This is a genomic window from Rhodococcus sp. BP22 (assembly GCF_014281965.1).
Classification (GTDB): Bacteria; Actinomycetota; Actinomycetes; order Mycobacteriales; family Mycobacteriaceae; genus Rhodococcoides.
In genome coordinates this window covers 109,277-125,080 of sequence record NZ_JACFTB010000004.1, presented here as the reverse complement: position 1 = coordinate 125,080, position 15,804 = coordinate 109,277, and the positions used below count along the sequence as shown (strand labels likewise).

Here is a 15,804-nt window from a genome sequence, read left to right as displayed (position 1 = left end):
CCGAGCGGGTCTTTTTCGTGACCTACCGGCTACTCAATTCTGCAACCACTGACACTGCACGCTCGACGGCGTAATCGAAGTCGGCGGCTTGCCCCTTCACATCTGCATTCAATTGCGCCACGATCTGCAACGCTTCTGCGATCGAGCGACCGTTCCACGTGCGGGCCTGCCCCTGTGCCTTCTTGATCTTCCAGGGCGGCATGCCCAGCTCTCCCGCCATCCGGAACGGATCTCCGCGTCCTGCCGATCCCACCAGCGCAATGGTGCGAACAGCATCTGCCAACGCATCGGCGAGAAGCACGTGCGGCACCCCCCGGTGTTGGGCCCATCGCAAGGCCTCCAACGCGCCGGGACGGTCCCCCGCTACTGCCTTGTCTGCGACGTCGAAGCCGGACACTTCTGCTTTCCCGGAGTAATACCGACGTACAGCGGCGACATCGACCTTGCCACCGGTGTCGGCAATCAACTGCGAACATGCCGCGGCTAGTTCGCGGAGCTCGGAACCGACCGACTCGACGATCGCATCGACTACGTCACCACTGACCCGGACCTGTGCGGCGGTGAACTCGCGTTTGACGAAGTCCACTCGCTCGGATGCCTTGGTCAGCTTCACGCACTCGTGGGTCACGGCGCCACTCTTCTGCAGCGATCCGACCAGAGCCTTTGCCCGGCCACCGCCGGAGTGCATGACGATCAGCACCGCGCCGGCCGGCGGATCTGCAGCCGCGTCGACCACGATGGCCATTGCGTCCTTGCCTGCTTCGGCGGCGGCCTCGAGCACCACTACCCGATCCTCGGCGAAAAGTGACGGGCTCAGCAGCTCGGCCAATTCCGGGGCGCTGGCGTCACCGGCACGAAGCTTCGTCACGGGAAGATCTTCACCGGGTTGTTGAGTCGATCTGATCTGCCCGACGATCGACGCCACTGCGCGGTCCATCAGCAACTCCTCGTCGCCGAGGACGAGATGAAGGGCCGCAGGTGGGGTATTCGCATTCACATGTGCGATCGTGCCATGCCGGTCCGACCTTTTCCGAACTCCATGCAGCTCTCACGACCGAAGTCCCGTGAGCCAGAACAACACGAGGACTACGCAGAGACCGCCGAGGATCCAGCGGGCCAGCTGAAAGCGCAGTGCGAGTATCAGGACGGTGAGCGCACCGACCACCGCTGCGGCGCCGGGAACACCACTGGTGATCTCGAACCCGGCCCCGGGTACCGACGCGGCCCACTGTGCGACGGAGATCAACCACCACAGTGGGGCGGATGCCACCAGGACGATCAGCGATGCGGCACCGGTGGCGAAGCTCGCTACGACGGCAACGATCGCACCGATCACCGTGATGGGCGCCACGAGTGGAGCCACGGCTACGTTCGCCACCACACCGACCGCTGAGAAGGTGCCCGACATCCCTGCCACCACTGGCGCAGTCACCGCGTGAGCGGCGGCCGCCACTGCCACGATCTCGGCGCTCGCTCTCCCCCATCCATGTCTGCGCAGCCAATCCACCCACACCGGCGCCAAGACGACCAAACCTGCCGTCGCCGACACCGACAGCGCGAATCCGAAGTCCACGGCAAGTTCCGGCCACCAGGCGATCAGTCCGAGTACTGCGGTACACAGAGCTGGAACCGCTTGGCGCCTGCGTCCGGTGACAAGTGCCAGCAGTCCGATGCTTCCCATCACTGCCGCCCGCAGCACACTCGGAGACGGACGCGCGATAACCACGAAGATCAGCAAAACCAGAGCGCACACCGATGCCGTTGTGCGCGGGCCAGTTCCGATTCCTCGGGCGAGCAGCAGGACGGCACCGAGCAGAATCGAGAAGTTCGCACCGGAGACCGCCGTCAGATGAGTCAGACCAGCAGCCCGGAAATTGTTCGCTATCTCTTCCGGTAACGCGGACACGTCGCCGACCACCAGTCCTGGCAAGAGACCGCCCCGGTCCGGCGGCAACGACGTCGAAGCGACGAGGGCGAGATTCGATCGGACATGCCGAGCGGCCGCGGCGAGAAGTCCGGGTTTCGAGACCGAAGTCGGCGGTCCGTCGACTCGCACCACGGCCACGGTGAGGTCCGCACGGTCCGGTACGGACAGCTGCCCGCGGAGCGTCACCTCCTGACCTGGTACCAGGTCGTCCCAACCGTCGGCAGGTGCGATGACCAGTACACGTCCACCGACGCGGTGTGGTGTGCCGGCAATATCCATTTGCGTCAGCTCGGCTCGGACCGTCACAGTCTCGGGCCCAGCGGAGCGTGACGATCGCGGATCTTCACGCACGGTCATCGCTGCGCTGACCCAGGCCTGCCGTTCTGCAGCTCGGCCGACAGGGCTTGTCTCGAATACTCCGACGTGTATTGCGGCCGCTGCGGCGAAGCACGCTCCCAGAACGAGCATCGCCACCACGCCTGGCACCACGCGCCGAACCGAGGCGGACTGTTCCGAAGCCACTGCAGCGCCGGCAACACCGATCACAGCAGCGGCAACGCCGAGCGCGACGGCGAGAATTGTCACCGCTGCGGATCCGGCCAACACGCCGAACACCATCGCAGCCCAACACAGCAGAGTCGACGGGACCAGCCGAAAATCGTAGGGACGGATTTCCGGTTCGGTCACACGAACACCTGGCTCCGGAGCTTCTCGAGACGAACGGGGCCGATACCGTCGACCTCACCTAGTTGAGCGACATCGGTGAACGAACCGTTCACCTCACGCCACGAGACGATGTTCGCAGCGGTTACCGGGCCTACTCCCGAGAGGGCATCCAGCTCGGCCACCGTCGCAGTGTTCAGATTCACCGCGCTGGCGCTGGAGCTGCCGGACACCGGTGCTCCGGTCGATCCCGACTGCTCCGCCGTACTCGAACTCGCTTGGCCGCCTGCGGTTCCCGAAGCCGCTGATACCGTTCCGCTCACCAGAGGCCGCGGATCCGGCGGGATGGCCCCGACTACGATTTGATCACCGTCGGTGACCTTCGCTGCCAGGTTCAGTGCCAAGACGTCCGCACCGTCGAGCGGACCTCCCGCCGCGGCCAACGCGTCCGCCACCCGTGAGCCGGATGGCAGATGAATCAGACCCGAAGACGACACGAGGCCGACCACACTGACTACGACGTCTACTGCAGGAACCGGCTCCGATCCTTCGGTGGGAAGACCGGACTTCGGCGGTGTCGCAGCAGCCACCGACTCGGGTGTCACCACCGGAAGCGGCGGTACCGGAACGACTTCCGCCGAATTACGGAGAAATCCGTAACCGGCCACGAGGACGACGAGAAGCCCGACGACGAACAAGGCGAACATGCCTTTTCGTCCCGGATCGAGTCGAGCACCTCGCCAACGCTCCGGAAGATACGGCGAGAGTGCCGTCGTGCGGCCTTCTTCTACATCGAGCCAATTATCTTGTGCCGAAGTATCATCGATACTTTCAACGGACTCGGGATCACTACCCGAACCAGTCAGTGATCGCAGTCGCTCTTCGGGTCTCGCCATGCGACGGACACTAACGATGGCGACATCACGTCGGCACAGAATTGCGTGGTCACCGATTGCCCTGTGGAACAAGGCCTCGCCTGTGGACAACACCCCTCGCACAACCGAAACTCTCGTGCGAGAGGACGGTGGTCACGCCTGGGGACATACCGCAACGCCCACTGCGCCTGGACCCACATGGGCCCCGACTACAGCACCGAACGGCAGCGTTTCGAGCGTGACGATATGCGGGATGCGGTCGGCGAGCATCGAAGCGACAGTCGCTGCGCGGGCTTCGCACTGCATGTGATGAACGGTGAGCGCAACCCCCGATTCGCCCGATACCGCGGCAACCGCCTCGACGAGCTTGCCGAGTGCCTTCGTCGAGGTCCGAGTTTTCTCTTTCAGCACGAGCTTTCCGTCGGCGAGGTGGAGCACAGGCTTCATGGCAAGCGCCGTCCCCAACAACGCTGCCGCCGCACCGATCCGCCCGCCGCGGCGTAGATGATCGAGTCGATCGACCACGATGAAGCATCGCGTCCGGGCCGACACCGCCGCTGCTTCGGCAAAGACCGAATCGAGAGTGCCGCCTTCGGCAGCAACACGCGCTGCCGAAAGTGCGGCATAACCAAGTCCCATGGCCACAGCAGCCGAATCCACGACGCGGACGCGATCACCGAGCTGGGCGGCGGCTTGCCGCGCCCCATCCCAGGTGCTCGAGAGTCCGCGTGAGATATGGACGGCTATCACTCCTGCACCGCCACTTCGCTCGAGTGCCGCGGCGTAGAGCTCGACCAGCTCGCCCGGCGAGCTGCCCGCGGTGGTCACCGGTCCATCGGCGGCGAAGTCCGCGGGGATGTCGTCGATACCTTCGCGGAGATCGACGCCGCCGACGAATACGTGCAGTGGCGCGATCGTGATGCCTGCACTGCGCGCGACACCCGGTTCGAGGCACGCCGAAGAATCGGTCACGACTGCGATGGTCACGGCGCGGTTACCTGGGTTTTGCGAAGTTCGACCAGCATCGCTTCGGCCACGGCGACGTGCGCGTCCCAGCCCCAGTGGATCCCGTCCGGGTTGGCGTTGTCGGAGTAGATGTTCTCGCGGACTGCTTCTGCAAGGTCGACCAAGGGGACGCCTGTGCTCTCACTCCACGTGCGTAGTGCGCGCTCGGCGGCCGGTCGACCCGCATGCACCTTGCCGTATGCGTCACTGCGATGCACGGAAGGCAGTGTGCCGATGACCGGAAGCTCCGGCCGAACGTATGCCAGAGCAGCCCGCGCCTGCTCGAGATAATCGACACTCAGCTTCGGTGGAAGCGCGACCGGCCAACGCAGATGCGCGAATCTCGGTTGTACCCACTGATATCCCGCTCGAACGACTCTCCGCAACGCAGGCGGGCGGACGTAACGAATCTGCTCACGTAGAGCGGTCGGCAACGGTGACGGCAGAGAGTCCATTCCGCCGACGCCGAAAACGACTGCACCTGCTTTCGGGATGGCGGCCCACACCCGCGGATCCTGTGTCAGAGCCCACCACACGTCACGACTGGTCCAGCCGATTCGAGCAACCAACTCGACCCGCCATCCGAGCTCGGCCGCGACAAGGTTCGGCCAAATCCTCGGATCATCTACCGGCAGACCACCTTTGGGGCCGAAATAGCTGAGCGAATCGGCGAGCACCAGCAGTACCGGCGGAGCATTCTTATCGGCCACGGGCGGGGCGTAGTCGTCAGAGGATGTCACTGGCCACTCGCGCCGATGCGTTCCAGACATCCAAGCGCCAACCGAGGGCTTCGCCCGCACCGTGACTGCTCAGCTGTACCCAACTCGTGTTGGAGAGACCACCGAGAACCGGCCAGCGATCGACCGGAAGGTCGAGCAGCGACGCGGTGAGAGCGGCGATCAGTCCGCCGTGCGCAACGAGCACGACCGGTCGATCGGACCCGCCGGCCCCCCACTGGGGTAGCTGCGCCACAAGTTCTTCTACGACGGGCACACTGCGGCGGGCCACGTCGATACGGCTTTCACCCCCAGGCGGTGCGATCGAGGCGTCAGCGCGCCACTTCGAACGCGCTCCAGGTGCTTCCGCATCGACATCGAGATGCGTGAGCCCCTGCCACCTACCCAGGTGCGTCTCACGCAACCGCGCGTCGGTCGAGACCGGCAGGCCCGATACGTCCCCGAGTGCGACGGCAGTGTCGAACGCGCGAGCAAGGTCCGAGGAAACTACGCGCAGCGGCGAACGCGTCGACAGTTCCGCCGCCGCAGTTTTGGCCTGTGTACGCCCCAGCTCGGACAGATCGGTATCGAGCTGGCCCTGCATCCGGCTCGTCGCGTTGTATTCGGTCTGACCGTGGCGCAGCAGGATCAAATGCCGCTTGACGGCAGCGCTCACTGCTCCGTTTCCGGTTCCGCGCGCTCGCCGAGCCCCGGAACCTCCACGGTCGGGCAGTCCTTCCACAGGCGCTCGAGGGCGTAGAAGTTGCGCTCGTCCTCGTGCTGGACATGGACGACGACGTCCACGTAGTCGAGCAGTGCCCATCGACCCTCGCGCGTGCCTTCCTTGCGCACCGGCTTGAAACCGGATTCACGCAGGGTGTCTTCGATGCTCTCCACGATCGCGTTGACCTGTCGCTCGTTCGATGCCGAGGCGATCACGAAGCAATCGGTGATGAACAATTGATCCGATACGTCCAACACAACCACGTTCGTTGCGAGCTTGTCGTCGGCTGCGAGTGCCGCAATTCGCGCCATTGCGACGGCCTCGTTTGTTGCAGTCACTTGACTTCTCTCCCACTGTTCAGGCTCGAGTCCTCGGTCACTGCGCTGGTGACGGACTCGGCCGGTTGCTGTTTTTGTGGCGCAGGCTCCGACATGGTGACGGAGCCGTCGAGACGCTGTGCGCCCCTGGGTCGGTATAGATTTCTCTTCGAGATGTACTGCACCACGCCGTCGGGTACGAGGTACCAGACCGGGCGATTCTCGCTCGCCCGGAGCCTGCATTCGGTAGAGGAGATTGCGAGTGCAGGGATCTCGATGAGCGTAAGCGCGTCCGGAGACAAGTCTTGCAGGTGATCCGCCAGGTGCTCGACACCCAATTCGAACCCCGGTCGCGATACGCCGACAAATTTCGCCAATTCGAAGAGTTCCTCCCAGTTCTGCCAGGTGAGGATACTCTCCAGCGCGTCGGCTCCGGTGATGAAGTACAGCTCCGCGGTGGGATGCTGCGCGCGAAGGTCCCGCAGGGTGTCGACGGTGTAGGTGAGCTTCTCGCGATCGACATCGACTCGGCTGACCGAAAACCGCGGGTTGGAGGCGGTAGCGATCACTGTCATCAGATACCGGTCCTCGGCCGGGCTGACAGGCTTTCCTTCCTTCTGCCACGGCACACCGGTCGGAACGAAGATGACCTCGTCGAGATCGAACGTATTGGCAACTTCGCTCGCCGCCACAAGGTGCCCGTGGTGGATCGGATCGAAGGTTCCACCCATCACGCCCAGCTTTCGGCGCGCTGCCGATTCGGTGGCCACGGCCGGAGATGGTTGCTGCACGATTGTCGAGCTTACTTCGCCCCGGCAATGCGTCGTCGGCCAGACACCGTCCGGAGGTCCCGGTGAGCTCGAAGATCACACAGGCAGCAGTCTCGACACGATGTCGGCCAGCTGTTGCGCCGAGCGGCACTCGTACATGTTGATGACCTCGCGATAGACATCGGCGGCAGAGTCGCCGGACCCCCATTGCCCGATCGGCTCCGGGTTGAGCCAATAGGCGTGCTTGGCAACCGACACCGTGTGGGCCAGGGCGGCGACCTTCGGATCACGGTAGTTCGTCCGGGCATCACCGAGTATCAGCACCGAGGTCCTGGAGGTGACGGATTGGGCGAATCTGTCGTCGAAGGTCTGGAACGCATTTCCGTAGTCCGAGTGCCCGTCGAAGGTGATCAGATCGGACTCGCGGATGATCCTCGACATCGCAGCGCCCAGATCAGCGCTGGAATCGAAGAACTGCGTCACCTCGTCGGTGGAATCGATGAAAGCGAAGATTCGGACCTTCGAAAACTGCTCGCGAAGAGCATGCACCAACAGCAACGTGAAATGACTGAAGCCTGCAACCGAGCCCGACACGTCGCACATCACCACCAACTCGGGCCTGGACCGACGGGGCTTGCGCTGCACGAGATCGATCGGCACGCCGCCGGTGGACATGGATTTGCGCAGGGTGCGACGCAGGTCGATCGAGCCGGCGCGGCTTCGGCTGCGTCGCGCAGCGAGCCTGCTGGCCAGAAGCCTGGCAAGCGGTGTGACGCTGCGTCTGAGTGCCACCATTTCGGTGTCGGACGCACGAAGAAAGTCGACTTCCTCAGCCAGCTTGGGAACGCCGTAACTTGCCACTCGCTCGCGTCCGAGTTGCTCCGCTGCGCGACGCCGGGTCTCGTTGTCGATCATCTTGCGAAGGTCGGCGATACGCGCTGCGGCGGTGCGCTTGGCGACCTCGTCCTCGTACGGCGACGAGGACCGGTCCGAACCGGTCTCCGCGTTACCGAGAAGACCCTCGAGAATTTTGCTCAGCAACGTATCGGGTGCGACGTCGCGTAGCGCTTGATACGCAGAGAACGACGGTCCGTTCGTGGAGGTGTACTGCCCGAGCTCCTCGACCATCTGTGCGGCGAGCATTTCGGTGAGGCTCACCGCCTCCGGGCTGCCGTCGACGAGCAGCTCGGTGATGAGTTCGCGTAGCGCAGTGATGTCGACTTCGCCGTCGGCCGTGCGCGGAAGGGCAGTGTCGATCTTCCCCGAGTCCCGTTGCCCTGACGCAGCTGGAAACCACAGATCGAAGAGAGCGTCGAACGTGTCACGATGCGTGGGCCGACGAAGGAGCGAGCATGCAAGCCCCTCGCGAAGCGCTTCGCGGTCCAACATATCGAGCACCGAGAGCACTCGACCCGCATCGATGGTTTCGGAAGGCCCGACCGAGATCCCGCGTTTACGCAACGCGGTGACGAAATCCACGAGGTGACCGGGCAGACCGTGCGGAGGTGACTGCATGTCAGTTCAGCCGAAGCTCGGCCGCAGCTTTGATCTGGTCGGATTGGTGTTTGAGGACGACGCCCAGGGTCGCTCGGACCGCGTCGTCGTCCAGGGTGTCCATGCCGAGTGCGAGGACAGTGCGACCCCAATCGATTGTTTCGGCCACCGACGGGAGCTTTTTGAGTTGCATCGCACGCAACACTCCGATTGTGCGCACCATCTGTTCGGCAATCGCTTCCGGAAGTTCCGGCACTCGACTGGCGAGGATCCGCAGTTCCAGATCGGCGTCGGGGAAGTCGAGATGCAGGTACAGGCAGCGCCGCTTGAGCGCCTCCGACAACTCACGTGTTGCGTTCGATGTCAGGATGACGAACGGCTTCCGCGTTGCAGTGATGGTCCCCAATTCGGGAATGGTCACAGCGAAATCGCTGAGTACCTCGAGCAGCAAACCCTCGATCTCGACGTCCGCCTTGTCCGTCTCGTCGATGAGCAAAACGGTCGGATCCGCGCGTCGAATGGCCTGCAACAATGGCCGAGCCAGCAGGAACTCTTCGGAAAAGACGTCCAGCTTCGTCTCGTCCCAATCCTGATGCCCGGCCGAGCTCGACTGAATGCGCAATATCTGCTTGGCGTGATTCCACTCGTACAGCGCTCGTGCCTCGTCGACACCTTCGTAGCACTGCAGTCGAATCAGTTCGGCGCCGGTCGATTGAGCGACGGCACGGGCAAGTTCGGTTTTCCCGACTCCTGCCGGGCCTTCGATCAGAAGTGGCTTGTCCAGCCGATCGGCAAGGAACACCGATGTTGCTGTGGCTTTGTTCGCCAGATAGCCGGTCTCGCCGAGCCGGGTGACGACGTCGTCGACGCTTGCGAACAGCGGCGGCGACGTCGGTAGTGCTCGATCCACGTCTGCTCCTTCTGCTTCTTCTCAGACCGCGCGGGTATGTCCTTCGCCCCAGACGGTCCATTTGGTGGAGGTCAGTTCCGGCAGGCCCATGGGCCCGCGAGCGTGCAGTTTCTGCGTCGAGATTCCGATTTCTGCGCCGAACCCGAACTGCTCTCCGTCGGTGAATGCTGTCGACGCGTTGACCATCACGGCTGCGGCGTCGACCCGGGTGGTGAACTCTCGGGCCGCGCTGAGGTCTGCGGTCACGATTGCTTCGGTGTGTCCGGTGCCGTATTCGTCGATGTGCGCGATGGCCTCGTCGATACCGTCGACGACCTTGAGTGCGACGTCGAGGGACAGATATTCCTCGGACCAGTCCTTTTCGGTGGCGGGCACGAGTCCGGGTCGGTCGCCGTGCACGACGACGCTATGGCTCTGGAAAGCCTGTAGGAGCTGTGGAACGGCGGTCTCGGCGATTGCCGCATCGACCAGGATCGTCTCTGCTGCATTGCAGACGCTGACGCGTCGAGTTTTCGAATTGAGAACGATCTTCTCGGCCATGAGAAGGTCGGCCGCGGAGTGGATGTAGATGTGGCAGTTACCAACTCCGGTCTCGATCGTCGGCACCGTTGCATCTCGTACCACAGCCGAGATCAGACCTGCACCCCCGCGCGGGATCACGACATCGACCAGTCCTCGCGCCTGGATCAAATGTGTGACGGAGGAGCGATCCGCGCTGGGAAGCAGTTGCACTGCGTCGACAGGAAGACCGCTTACTGCCAGCGAATTCTGCAACACCTGGACCAGTGCGGCATTGGAACGGGCAGCAGACGAAGATCCCCGCAGCAGCGCCGCATTTCCTGATTTGAAGGCAAGTCCGAACGCATCGACCGTGACGTTGGGTCGGGCCTCGTAGACCATTCCGACGACGCCGAGGGGCACCCGTACCTGGCGAATCTCGAGTCCGTTGGGCAAGGTCGAACCACGTACGACGCCGCCGATAGGGTCCGGCAGCCCGGCGACCTTCCGTAGGCCGGCAGCGATGCCGTCGATACGTGCGTCGGTGAGTCGAAGTCGGTCGAGCAGTCCTTCGTCTGTTCCGGCAGCGCGCGCGGCGTCGACATCGGCAGCATTCGCGGCCAGCACCTCGGGGACTGCAGCCAGCAGGGCATCCGCTGCGGCAAGCAGCGCAGCGTCCTTGGCTGCGGTCGTCATCAGCGCCAATGTCCTCGATGCCACGCGTGCGCGTCGGGCCGCGGCGTGGACCTGCTCACGCGTATCGAGTTCACCGATGGTCGCGTTCGCCGAAACAGGTGTGACCGTCATGCCCTACACAGTAGCCAGCGACTTCTTTCAGCAAGATGCGGTGTCCGGTGAACCGAAGTTCCTCGGCGCGACGCTGAGGATCCTCAGGCCCGGCGCTACGGCACGAACCCCAACTTCTTGTCGACGACGTTCTGAAGTTCCTCCGCGTTCGCATACCGGTGGAAGTTGGACACGAAGACTTCGGCCAGTTGCCTCCGCCACCCGGTGGCATCCCCGCTCATGTGCGGGGTTACGACGAGGTTCGCGGTGGTCCACAGCGGATCGTCCCCCGACAGCGGTTCGCTGTCGAAGACGTCGAGCGCTGCACCGGCCACGTGTCCGCTACGCATGTAGTTCACCAGCGCATCGGTGTCGAGCAATTCGCCCCTACCGACGTTGATAACACGCACACCCGGCTTCGCTGCAGCCAGAACGCTCGCGTCGACGAGTCCTCTGGTTGCCTCGGTCAGCGGGGCGACCAGAACGAGATAGTCGACGTCGTGCACGACGTCGGCGAGGTCGAAACTGGCGTGAACGACGCCGAAATCGTCGTCTCCTGCCCGTGCCGTTCTACCCACGCCCGACACCGTCATACCTACCGCCGACAACAACCGAGCAATTTCACGCCCGATTGCACCGGTGCCGACGATCATTGCGTGTGCAGTATCGATGCGCTCGGTCTCACGATGCCTCCAGACTCGCTGTCGCTGCAGCTCGGCTGATTCGGACGAATGCTTGGCAAAACCCAGAATGTGGGCGAGCACGAACTCCGCTATCGGGCGATCGAATACTCCTCGCGAATTCGTCACCACCACATCCGAAGCCACGAGATCGTCGAACATCAGGGAATCGACGCCCGCGGCAGCTATGTGGATCCACTTCAGATTGTCGAACCGATCCCACACTTGCCGCACGGCGGGCGAGAAAAAATCCCACAGCAACAGAACGTCCGCCCCGGACACCGCATCACCTAGGGAGTCCACTGTGGCATAGCGCAGGTCGGCCACAGCGGCTACTGACTCGAGGCCTTCGGGGACATTGTCGGCGTGAAATATCACGACGACGGGCCGGGTTGTCATTTCGATTTGTATCCAACCAGTTCGATGCCCTGAGCGGCCAGCTCGGCGTCGTTGTCACCGGGACGCTGATTGCCGCGAAGCGAACGCCCGGCCGTCTCCGGCATCAGAAGAATCGGTACGAATGCGATAGCCGCGGCCAGCATCATGTACCAGCCCGGGATCAGGTTCGATCCGGTCCGGTCGATGAGGAATGTCAGAATGAGTGGAGCTGTACCACCGAAGAGTGAAGTGGACACGTTGTACCCGATTGCAAAGGCGCCGTAGCGAACCTGTGTCGGAAAAAGCGCCGGCAACGTCGAGGATACGCAAGACAACATGATCACGAGAAGAATTCCGAGCCCGAGCAGACCCACGGTCTGGCCGACGATGCCGGTATTGATGATCAGCAGAAACAGCGGAACACTGAACACGAAATAGCCAGCACAAGCAGTGAGCAACAGCGGCTTTCGACCGACCCGATCGGACAAGGCACCGATCGGATTGATGATGGCCATCAAGATCAGCATGATGACGACAAGCGTGAAATTCGACTGTGTGGTGCTGTGCCCCAACGTGTCACCGAGGTAGGACGGCAGGAAGGTGAGCACCGTGTAGTACGCAATATTGAGTAGCAGCACGAAACCCATGAGGATGAGGATCCGTTGCCAGTAGGTCATCGTGGACTTCAGCGAGGCGATCGCACCGCCCTGCGAGCCTTCCGAGATGGTCTCGCCGTCGGCCTTGGCCTCGGCGAATACCGGTGAATCTTCGAGTCGGGTACGCAACCACAGCGCCACCATGCCGAGAGGAAGAGTCAACAAGAACGGAATACGCCAACCCCAAGCCTCCATGGTGTCGTCTCCGAGACCGAGGTTCAACAGGGTGCACAGCGTTGCGCCTGCGACAGTGCCTGCCAGCGTACCGAATTCGAGAAACGAGCCGAAGAAACCGCGACGCTTGTCGGGCGCATACTCCGCCATGAAGACAGCCGCACCACCGTACTCACCGCCGGTCGAGAATCCCTGCACCAGGCGGCATACCAACAAAAGAATCGGAGCGAAGATCCCGATGCTGTCGAAGGTCGGCAGTATGCCGATAGCCGCCGTCGCCAGGGACATCATCGTCACGGTCAGGACGAGCACCTTTTGACGACCGATTCGGTCACCTAGAGGTCCGAGTACGATCCCACCGATCGGCCGAATGATGAACGATGCCGCCAGAACTGCGAATGTCGAGAGCAGGCTCGCTCCCCCATCCTCGGATGGGAAGAAATTCGCAGCGATGTACACCGCCAAGTAGCCGTACACGGCGTAGTCGAACCACTCGACGGCGTTGCCCAGGGCAGAACCACCGATAGCGAGGTGGAGAGTCTTGGTTTCTTTCGGGGTCAGTTCCTTGGTGTTCGGCGGATACCCTGTGATCGGGTGACCAACTGCATCTACAGTCGGGCTTTTGGGTGACTGTGTCACTGTCCAATACCTCTCGCTTTGTGAACAAATGGAGCGTCGGGTTGGTCCTGTGCAGCGATTCACGTTACTTGCGCGTAAGTCTCGGTTTCTTACAACCCCTACGTTGCCGCCATAACACCTGGTAACGCCACACTTCTGCACGCAATCAGTGCATACGCCGCTGCGCTGTCACACAATTGGCGCACCGACACGGACTCGTCGGGCTGGTGGGCCTGCAATTCGATCTCACCCGGACCCAGCACGATGGCGGGAATACCCATGTCTCGCACAATGAAACCGCCGTCGCACGACGCAGTCCAGATATCGGTGCCGTGATGGCCGGCGGAATCGGCCACTGCAGTGACAACCGATTGAACGATGTCGGAGTCCGTGCTGGTGAGAAAGCCTGGCATCTCCATCGAGACGTCCACTGCCACTTCGATCCCGTCGCCGATGATCCCGGCGGCGAGAATACGTCGATGCAGCTGTGCTGCCACGACATGGGCGTCTTCTCCTGGCAGCAACCGCCGGTCCACCGTGATCACAGTACAGTCGGCAACCATCGAGGTACCGGTTCCGCCGGAGACAGTTCCTACGTTGAACGTTGCCGCTCCCAGCACCGGATGGGCGTCGACGCGTAACTCCTCGCCCATCGAATCGATGACCACGATGATCCGCGCGGCCGCCGAGATTGCGTTACGCCCGTTGGACGGCCGCCCCGCGTGAGCCGAACGACCCCGAACGGTGATCTCGAGATTCGCCGCACCCCGACACCCGACGATGGTCATCAGATCCGTAGGTTCGGCGACAATGCACCGAGAATAGCTACGGCGCATGGTTGTTCGCACAAAGGATCGAATCCCCAGTCCGGTATCTTCCTCGTCGACCAGACACGCCAACGACACGGGTGCTGAACCTACTGCACCGCAACGCTTCAGGGCGGACATAGCGACTACGACGGCCGCCAGTCCCCCCTTCATATCGCATGCGCCCCGTCCGTACAGTCGCCCGTCGCGCACTGTGGCCGCGAAGGGATCTCTCGACCATCCGCCTCCCGCCGGTACGACATCGGAGTGCCCGAGAAACAACACACCAGGTTCTTCGTTTCCCCCGACCGACACCACGACGTTCGGCCGTCCCGGTGCAACGTCGTCGATCTCGATGTCGAACCCAAGCCGGCGACAGGTGTCAACCAGCACTCTGGCTACGGATTCCTCGGTACCACCGGGGTTTTCTCCCCCCGCATCGATCAGCGCCGACGCCAGCGCCACCAGCTCACCTTCGTCGATCGCAGCCAGTACCCGAGCCTCCAGTTCGGCTTGACTGTTCGATCTCCCCGTCATCGAGTGGAATCGGCATTTCGTCGAACGGCATGTGCGTTCCGCGGCACGGAATCGAGGGATCGAATCGAGAGGGATTTGTCCACTGCCGCTGACAACCGCTTGACGCCCTCGTCGATACGCTCGGGCGAGGAGGATGCAAAACACAGCCGCAGGGAATCTTCGAATTTGCCGCCGACCGACAATGCCGGACCGGGGATGTAGGCAACGCCTTCGGCAAGAGCGACTTCGAACAGTGCCTGTGTGGACAGCGCGGCGGCGTCGCCTCTCAGCGTCGCCCAGAGAAAGAAGCCGCCTTCCGGGTCGGTACTCGAGATCCGATCACCGAAATACTTGTCGAGACTGCGTTGCATTGCGATTTTGCGTGGGCGATATACCGCACTCAACGAACGCAGATGCGTCGCGAGGTGTCCACGTCGGATGAATTCGGCGATCATTCGTTGCCCCGGAAGGTTGGTGCACGTGTCCATCGTCTGCTTGGCGTTGATCAACAGCTGTCGCGCCTCGGGCGCCGCGTCGACCCAACCGACCCGAAGCCCGGGGGCGATCATCTTGGAGAAGGTCCGCACGGAGAAAAGGAGTGGATCGTTCGGGCTCAGAGATTGGAAGCTCGGGATGTGTTCGCCCTCGAATCGGAGCAGCCCATAAGGGTCGTCGTCCAGAATCACTGAGCCCCACCTGTGCGCCAATTCCAGCAGCGACTTCCTTCGCGCCAGCGACATCGTTGTGCCCGAAGGGTTTTGAAAGTTCGGAATGGCGTAGATCATCTTGGGCAGCCGGCCTGCGGCCTCGACCAGATCGGGCAGCGCCTCCACCACGAGGCCGTCGGCATCCATCGGTGCTTCGAGCACGTCGCCCCCGTAGCTCAGGACGGTGGCGGTCCCGTTGGTGTACGTGGGACTTTCGACGATCACGAGGTCACCGGGATCGACGAACAGCTTGCATGCAAGATCGAGACCCTGCATACCACCGGAAGTGATGACGATGCGATCGGCAGACGAGGGTTCACCGACCGAATCGAGATATCCCAGGAGCGCATCGAGTAGACTCGGGTCGCCCTCGGTGGCGGCGTAGTCCATCGCGTCGGCTGTGAGAACGGTAGCGGCGATCTCCGAAAACAGTTCGGCTGGAACGGTTTCCGCAGCAGGAGAACCCATCGCAAACCGGACGATGTCGTGCTTTTGAGCAGCGAGAAGCGATGTCGACGAGTCGATTACCGATCCCACCAGCTTGTCGGTGCGCAGGGCCCACGGAATGGTGGTGGCGATCATGT

At 62.7% G+C, this 15,804-nt stretch carries 15 protein-coding genes; all 15 read right to left on the bottom strand.

Going from position 1 to position 15,804, the window contains the following annotated elements:
* Window positions 1-22: 22 nt before the first annotated feature.
* A complete protein-coding gene (gene holA, locus H2510_RS10165) occupies window positions 23-997 on the bottom strand; it encodes a DNA polymerase III subunit delta (protein WP_186628228.1) in 975 nt (324 codons plus the stop codon).
* A 51-nt stretch (window positions 998-1,048) separates the two neighbouring features.
* Complete coding sequence (locus H2510_RS10160; protein WP_315901320.1) at window positions 1,049-2,614, bottom strand: ComEC/Rec2 family competence protein; 1,566 nt, start codon at window positions 2,612-2,614, stop codon at window positions 1,049-1,051.
* Entirely contained in the window at window positions 2,611-3,486 is an 876-nt protein-coding gene (locus H2510_RS10155) for a ComEA family DNA-binding protein (protein WP_186628227.1), read from the bottom strand. Before H2510_RS10155 ends, H2510_RS10160 begins: the two co-directional genes overlap by 4 nt.
* Before the next feature lie 132 nt (window positions 3,487-3,618).
* Window positions 3,619-4,452 carry a DegV family protein gene (locus tag H2510_RS10150; RefSeq protein WP_186628226.1) on the bottom strand — a complete coding sequence of 278 codons (834 nt, stop codon included), beginning with the start codon at window positions 4,450-4,452 and terminating at the stop codon, window positions 3,619-3,621.
* Window positions 4,449-5,210: a diglucosylglycerate octanoyltransferase gene (octT, locus tag H2510_RS10145; protein WP_397517348.1), complete on the bottom strand. Its 762-nt coding sequence runs from the start codon at window positions 5,208-5,210 to the stop codon at window positions 4,449-4,451. The genes H2510_RS10150 and octT overlap by 4 nt, the downstream gene beginning before the upstream one ends.
* Window positions 5,197-5,862 carry a histidine phosphatase family protein gene (locus H2510_RS10140; protein WP_186628224.1) on the bottom strand — a complete coding sequence of 222 codons (666 nt, stop codon included), beginning with the start codon at window positions 5,860-5,862 and terminating at the stop codon, window positions 5,197-5,199. Before H2510_RS10140 ends, octT begins: the two co-directional genes overlap by 14 nt.
* The gene (rsfS, locus tag H2510_RS10135; protein WP_084344710.1) at window positions 5,859-6,248 is read right to left on the bottom strand and encodes a ribosome silencing factor; all 390 of its coding nucleotides are present in this window, start codon (window positions 6,246-6,248) and stop codon (window positions 5,859-5,861) included. The genes H2510_RS10140 and rsfS overlap by 4 nt, the downstream gene beginning before the upstream one ends.
* Window positions 6,245-7,018 (bottom strand): nicotinate-nucleotide adenylyltransferase, encoded by a 774-nt coding sequence (gene nadD / locus H2510_RS10130; protein WP_315901318.1) that lies wholly within the window; start codon window positions 7,016-7,018, stop codon window positions 6,245-6,247. The genes rsfS and nadD overlap by 4 nt, the downstream gene beginning before the upstream one ends.
* A gap of 75 nt (window positions 7,019-7,093) precedes the next feature.
* Complete coding sequence (locus tag H2510_RS10125) at window positions 7,094-8,512, bottom strand: VWA domain-containing protein (RefSeq protein WP_186628223.1); 1,419 nt, start codon at window positions 8,510-8,512, stop codon at window positions 7,094-7,096.
* Window position 8,513: 1 nt separating this feature from the next.
* Window positions 8,514-9,401 carry a MoxR family ATPase gene (locus H2510_RS10120; RefSeq protein ID WP_088944760.1) on the bottom strand — a complete coding sequence of 296 codons (888 nt, stop codon included), beginning with the start codon at window positions 9,399-9,401 and terminating at the stop codon, window positions 8,514-8,516.
* A gap of 21 nt (window positions 9,402-9,422) precedes the next feature.
* Entirely contained in the window at window positions 9,423-10,706 is a 1,284-nt protein-coding gene (locus H2510_RS10115; protein ID WP_088944759.1) for a glutamate-5-semialdehyde dehydrogenase, read from the bottom strand.
* 95 nt (window positions 10,707-10,801) lie between these two features.
* Entirely contained in the window at window positions 10,802-11,764 is a 963-nt protein-coding gene (locus H2510_RS10110) for a D-2-hydroxyacid dehydrogenase (RefSeq protein ID WP_186628222.1), read from the bottom strand.
* Complete coding sequence (locus H2510_RS10105) at window positions 11,761-13,212, bottom strand: MFS transporter (protein ID WP_315901317.1); 1,452 nt, start codon at window positions 13,210-13,212, stop codon at window positions 11,761-11,763. The genes H2510_RS10110 and H2510_RS10105 overlap by 4 nt, the downstream gene beginning before the upstream one ends.
* Window positions 13,213-13,310: 98 nt before the next feature.
* Window positions 13,311-14,534, bottom strand: a complete 1,224-nt coding sequence (locus H2510_RS10100; protein ID WP_186628221.1) for a M20 family metallopeptidase — start codon at window positions 14,532-14,534, stop codon at window positions 13,311-13,313.
* Window positions 14,531-15,802: a PLP-dependent aminotransferase family protein gene (locus H2510_RS10095; protein WP_186628220.1), complete on the bottom strand. Its 1,272-nt coding sequence runs from the start codon at window positions 15,800-15,802 to the stop codon at window positions 14,531-14,533. The genes H2510_RS10100 and H2510_RS10095 overlap by 4 nt, the downstream gene beginning before the upstream one ends.
* Window positions 15,803-15,804 lie beyond the last annotated feature (2 nt).

Bases quoted from the DNA above. Each gene is read 5' to 3' on its own strand.
- H2510_RS10095 (WP_186628220.1), bottom strand. From the start codon at position 15,802: ATGATCGCCACCACCATTCCGTGGGCCCTGCGCACCGACAAGCTGGTG.
- H2510_RS10155 (WP_186628227.1), bottom strand. From the start codon at position 3,486: ATGGCGAGACCCGAAGAGCGACTGCGATCACTGACTGGTTCGGGTAGT.
- H2510_RS10125 (WP_186628223.1), bottom strand. From the start codon at position 8,512: ATGCAGTCACCTCCGCACGGTCTGCCCGGTCACCTCGTGGATTTCGTC.
- H2510_RS10110 (WP_186628222.1), bottom strand. From the start codon at position 11,764: ATGACAACCCGGCCCGTCGTCGTGATATTTCACGCCGACAATGTCCCC.
- H2510_RS10115 (WP_088944759.1), bottom strand. From the start codon at position 10,706: ATGACGGTCACACCTGTTTCGGCGAACGCGACCATCGGTGAACTCGAT.
- H2510_RS10100 (WP_186628221.1), bottom strand. From the start codon at position 14,534: ATGACGGGGAGATCGAACAGTCAAGCCGAACTGGAGGCTCGGGTACTG.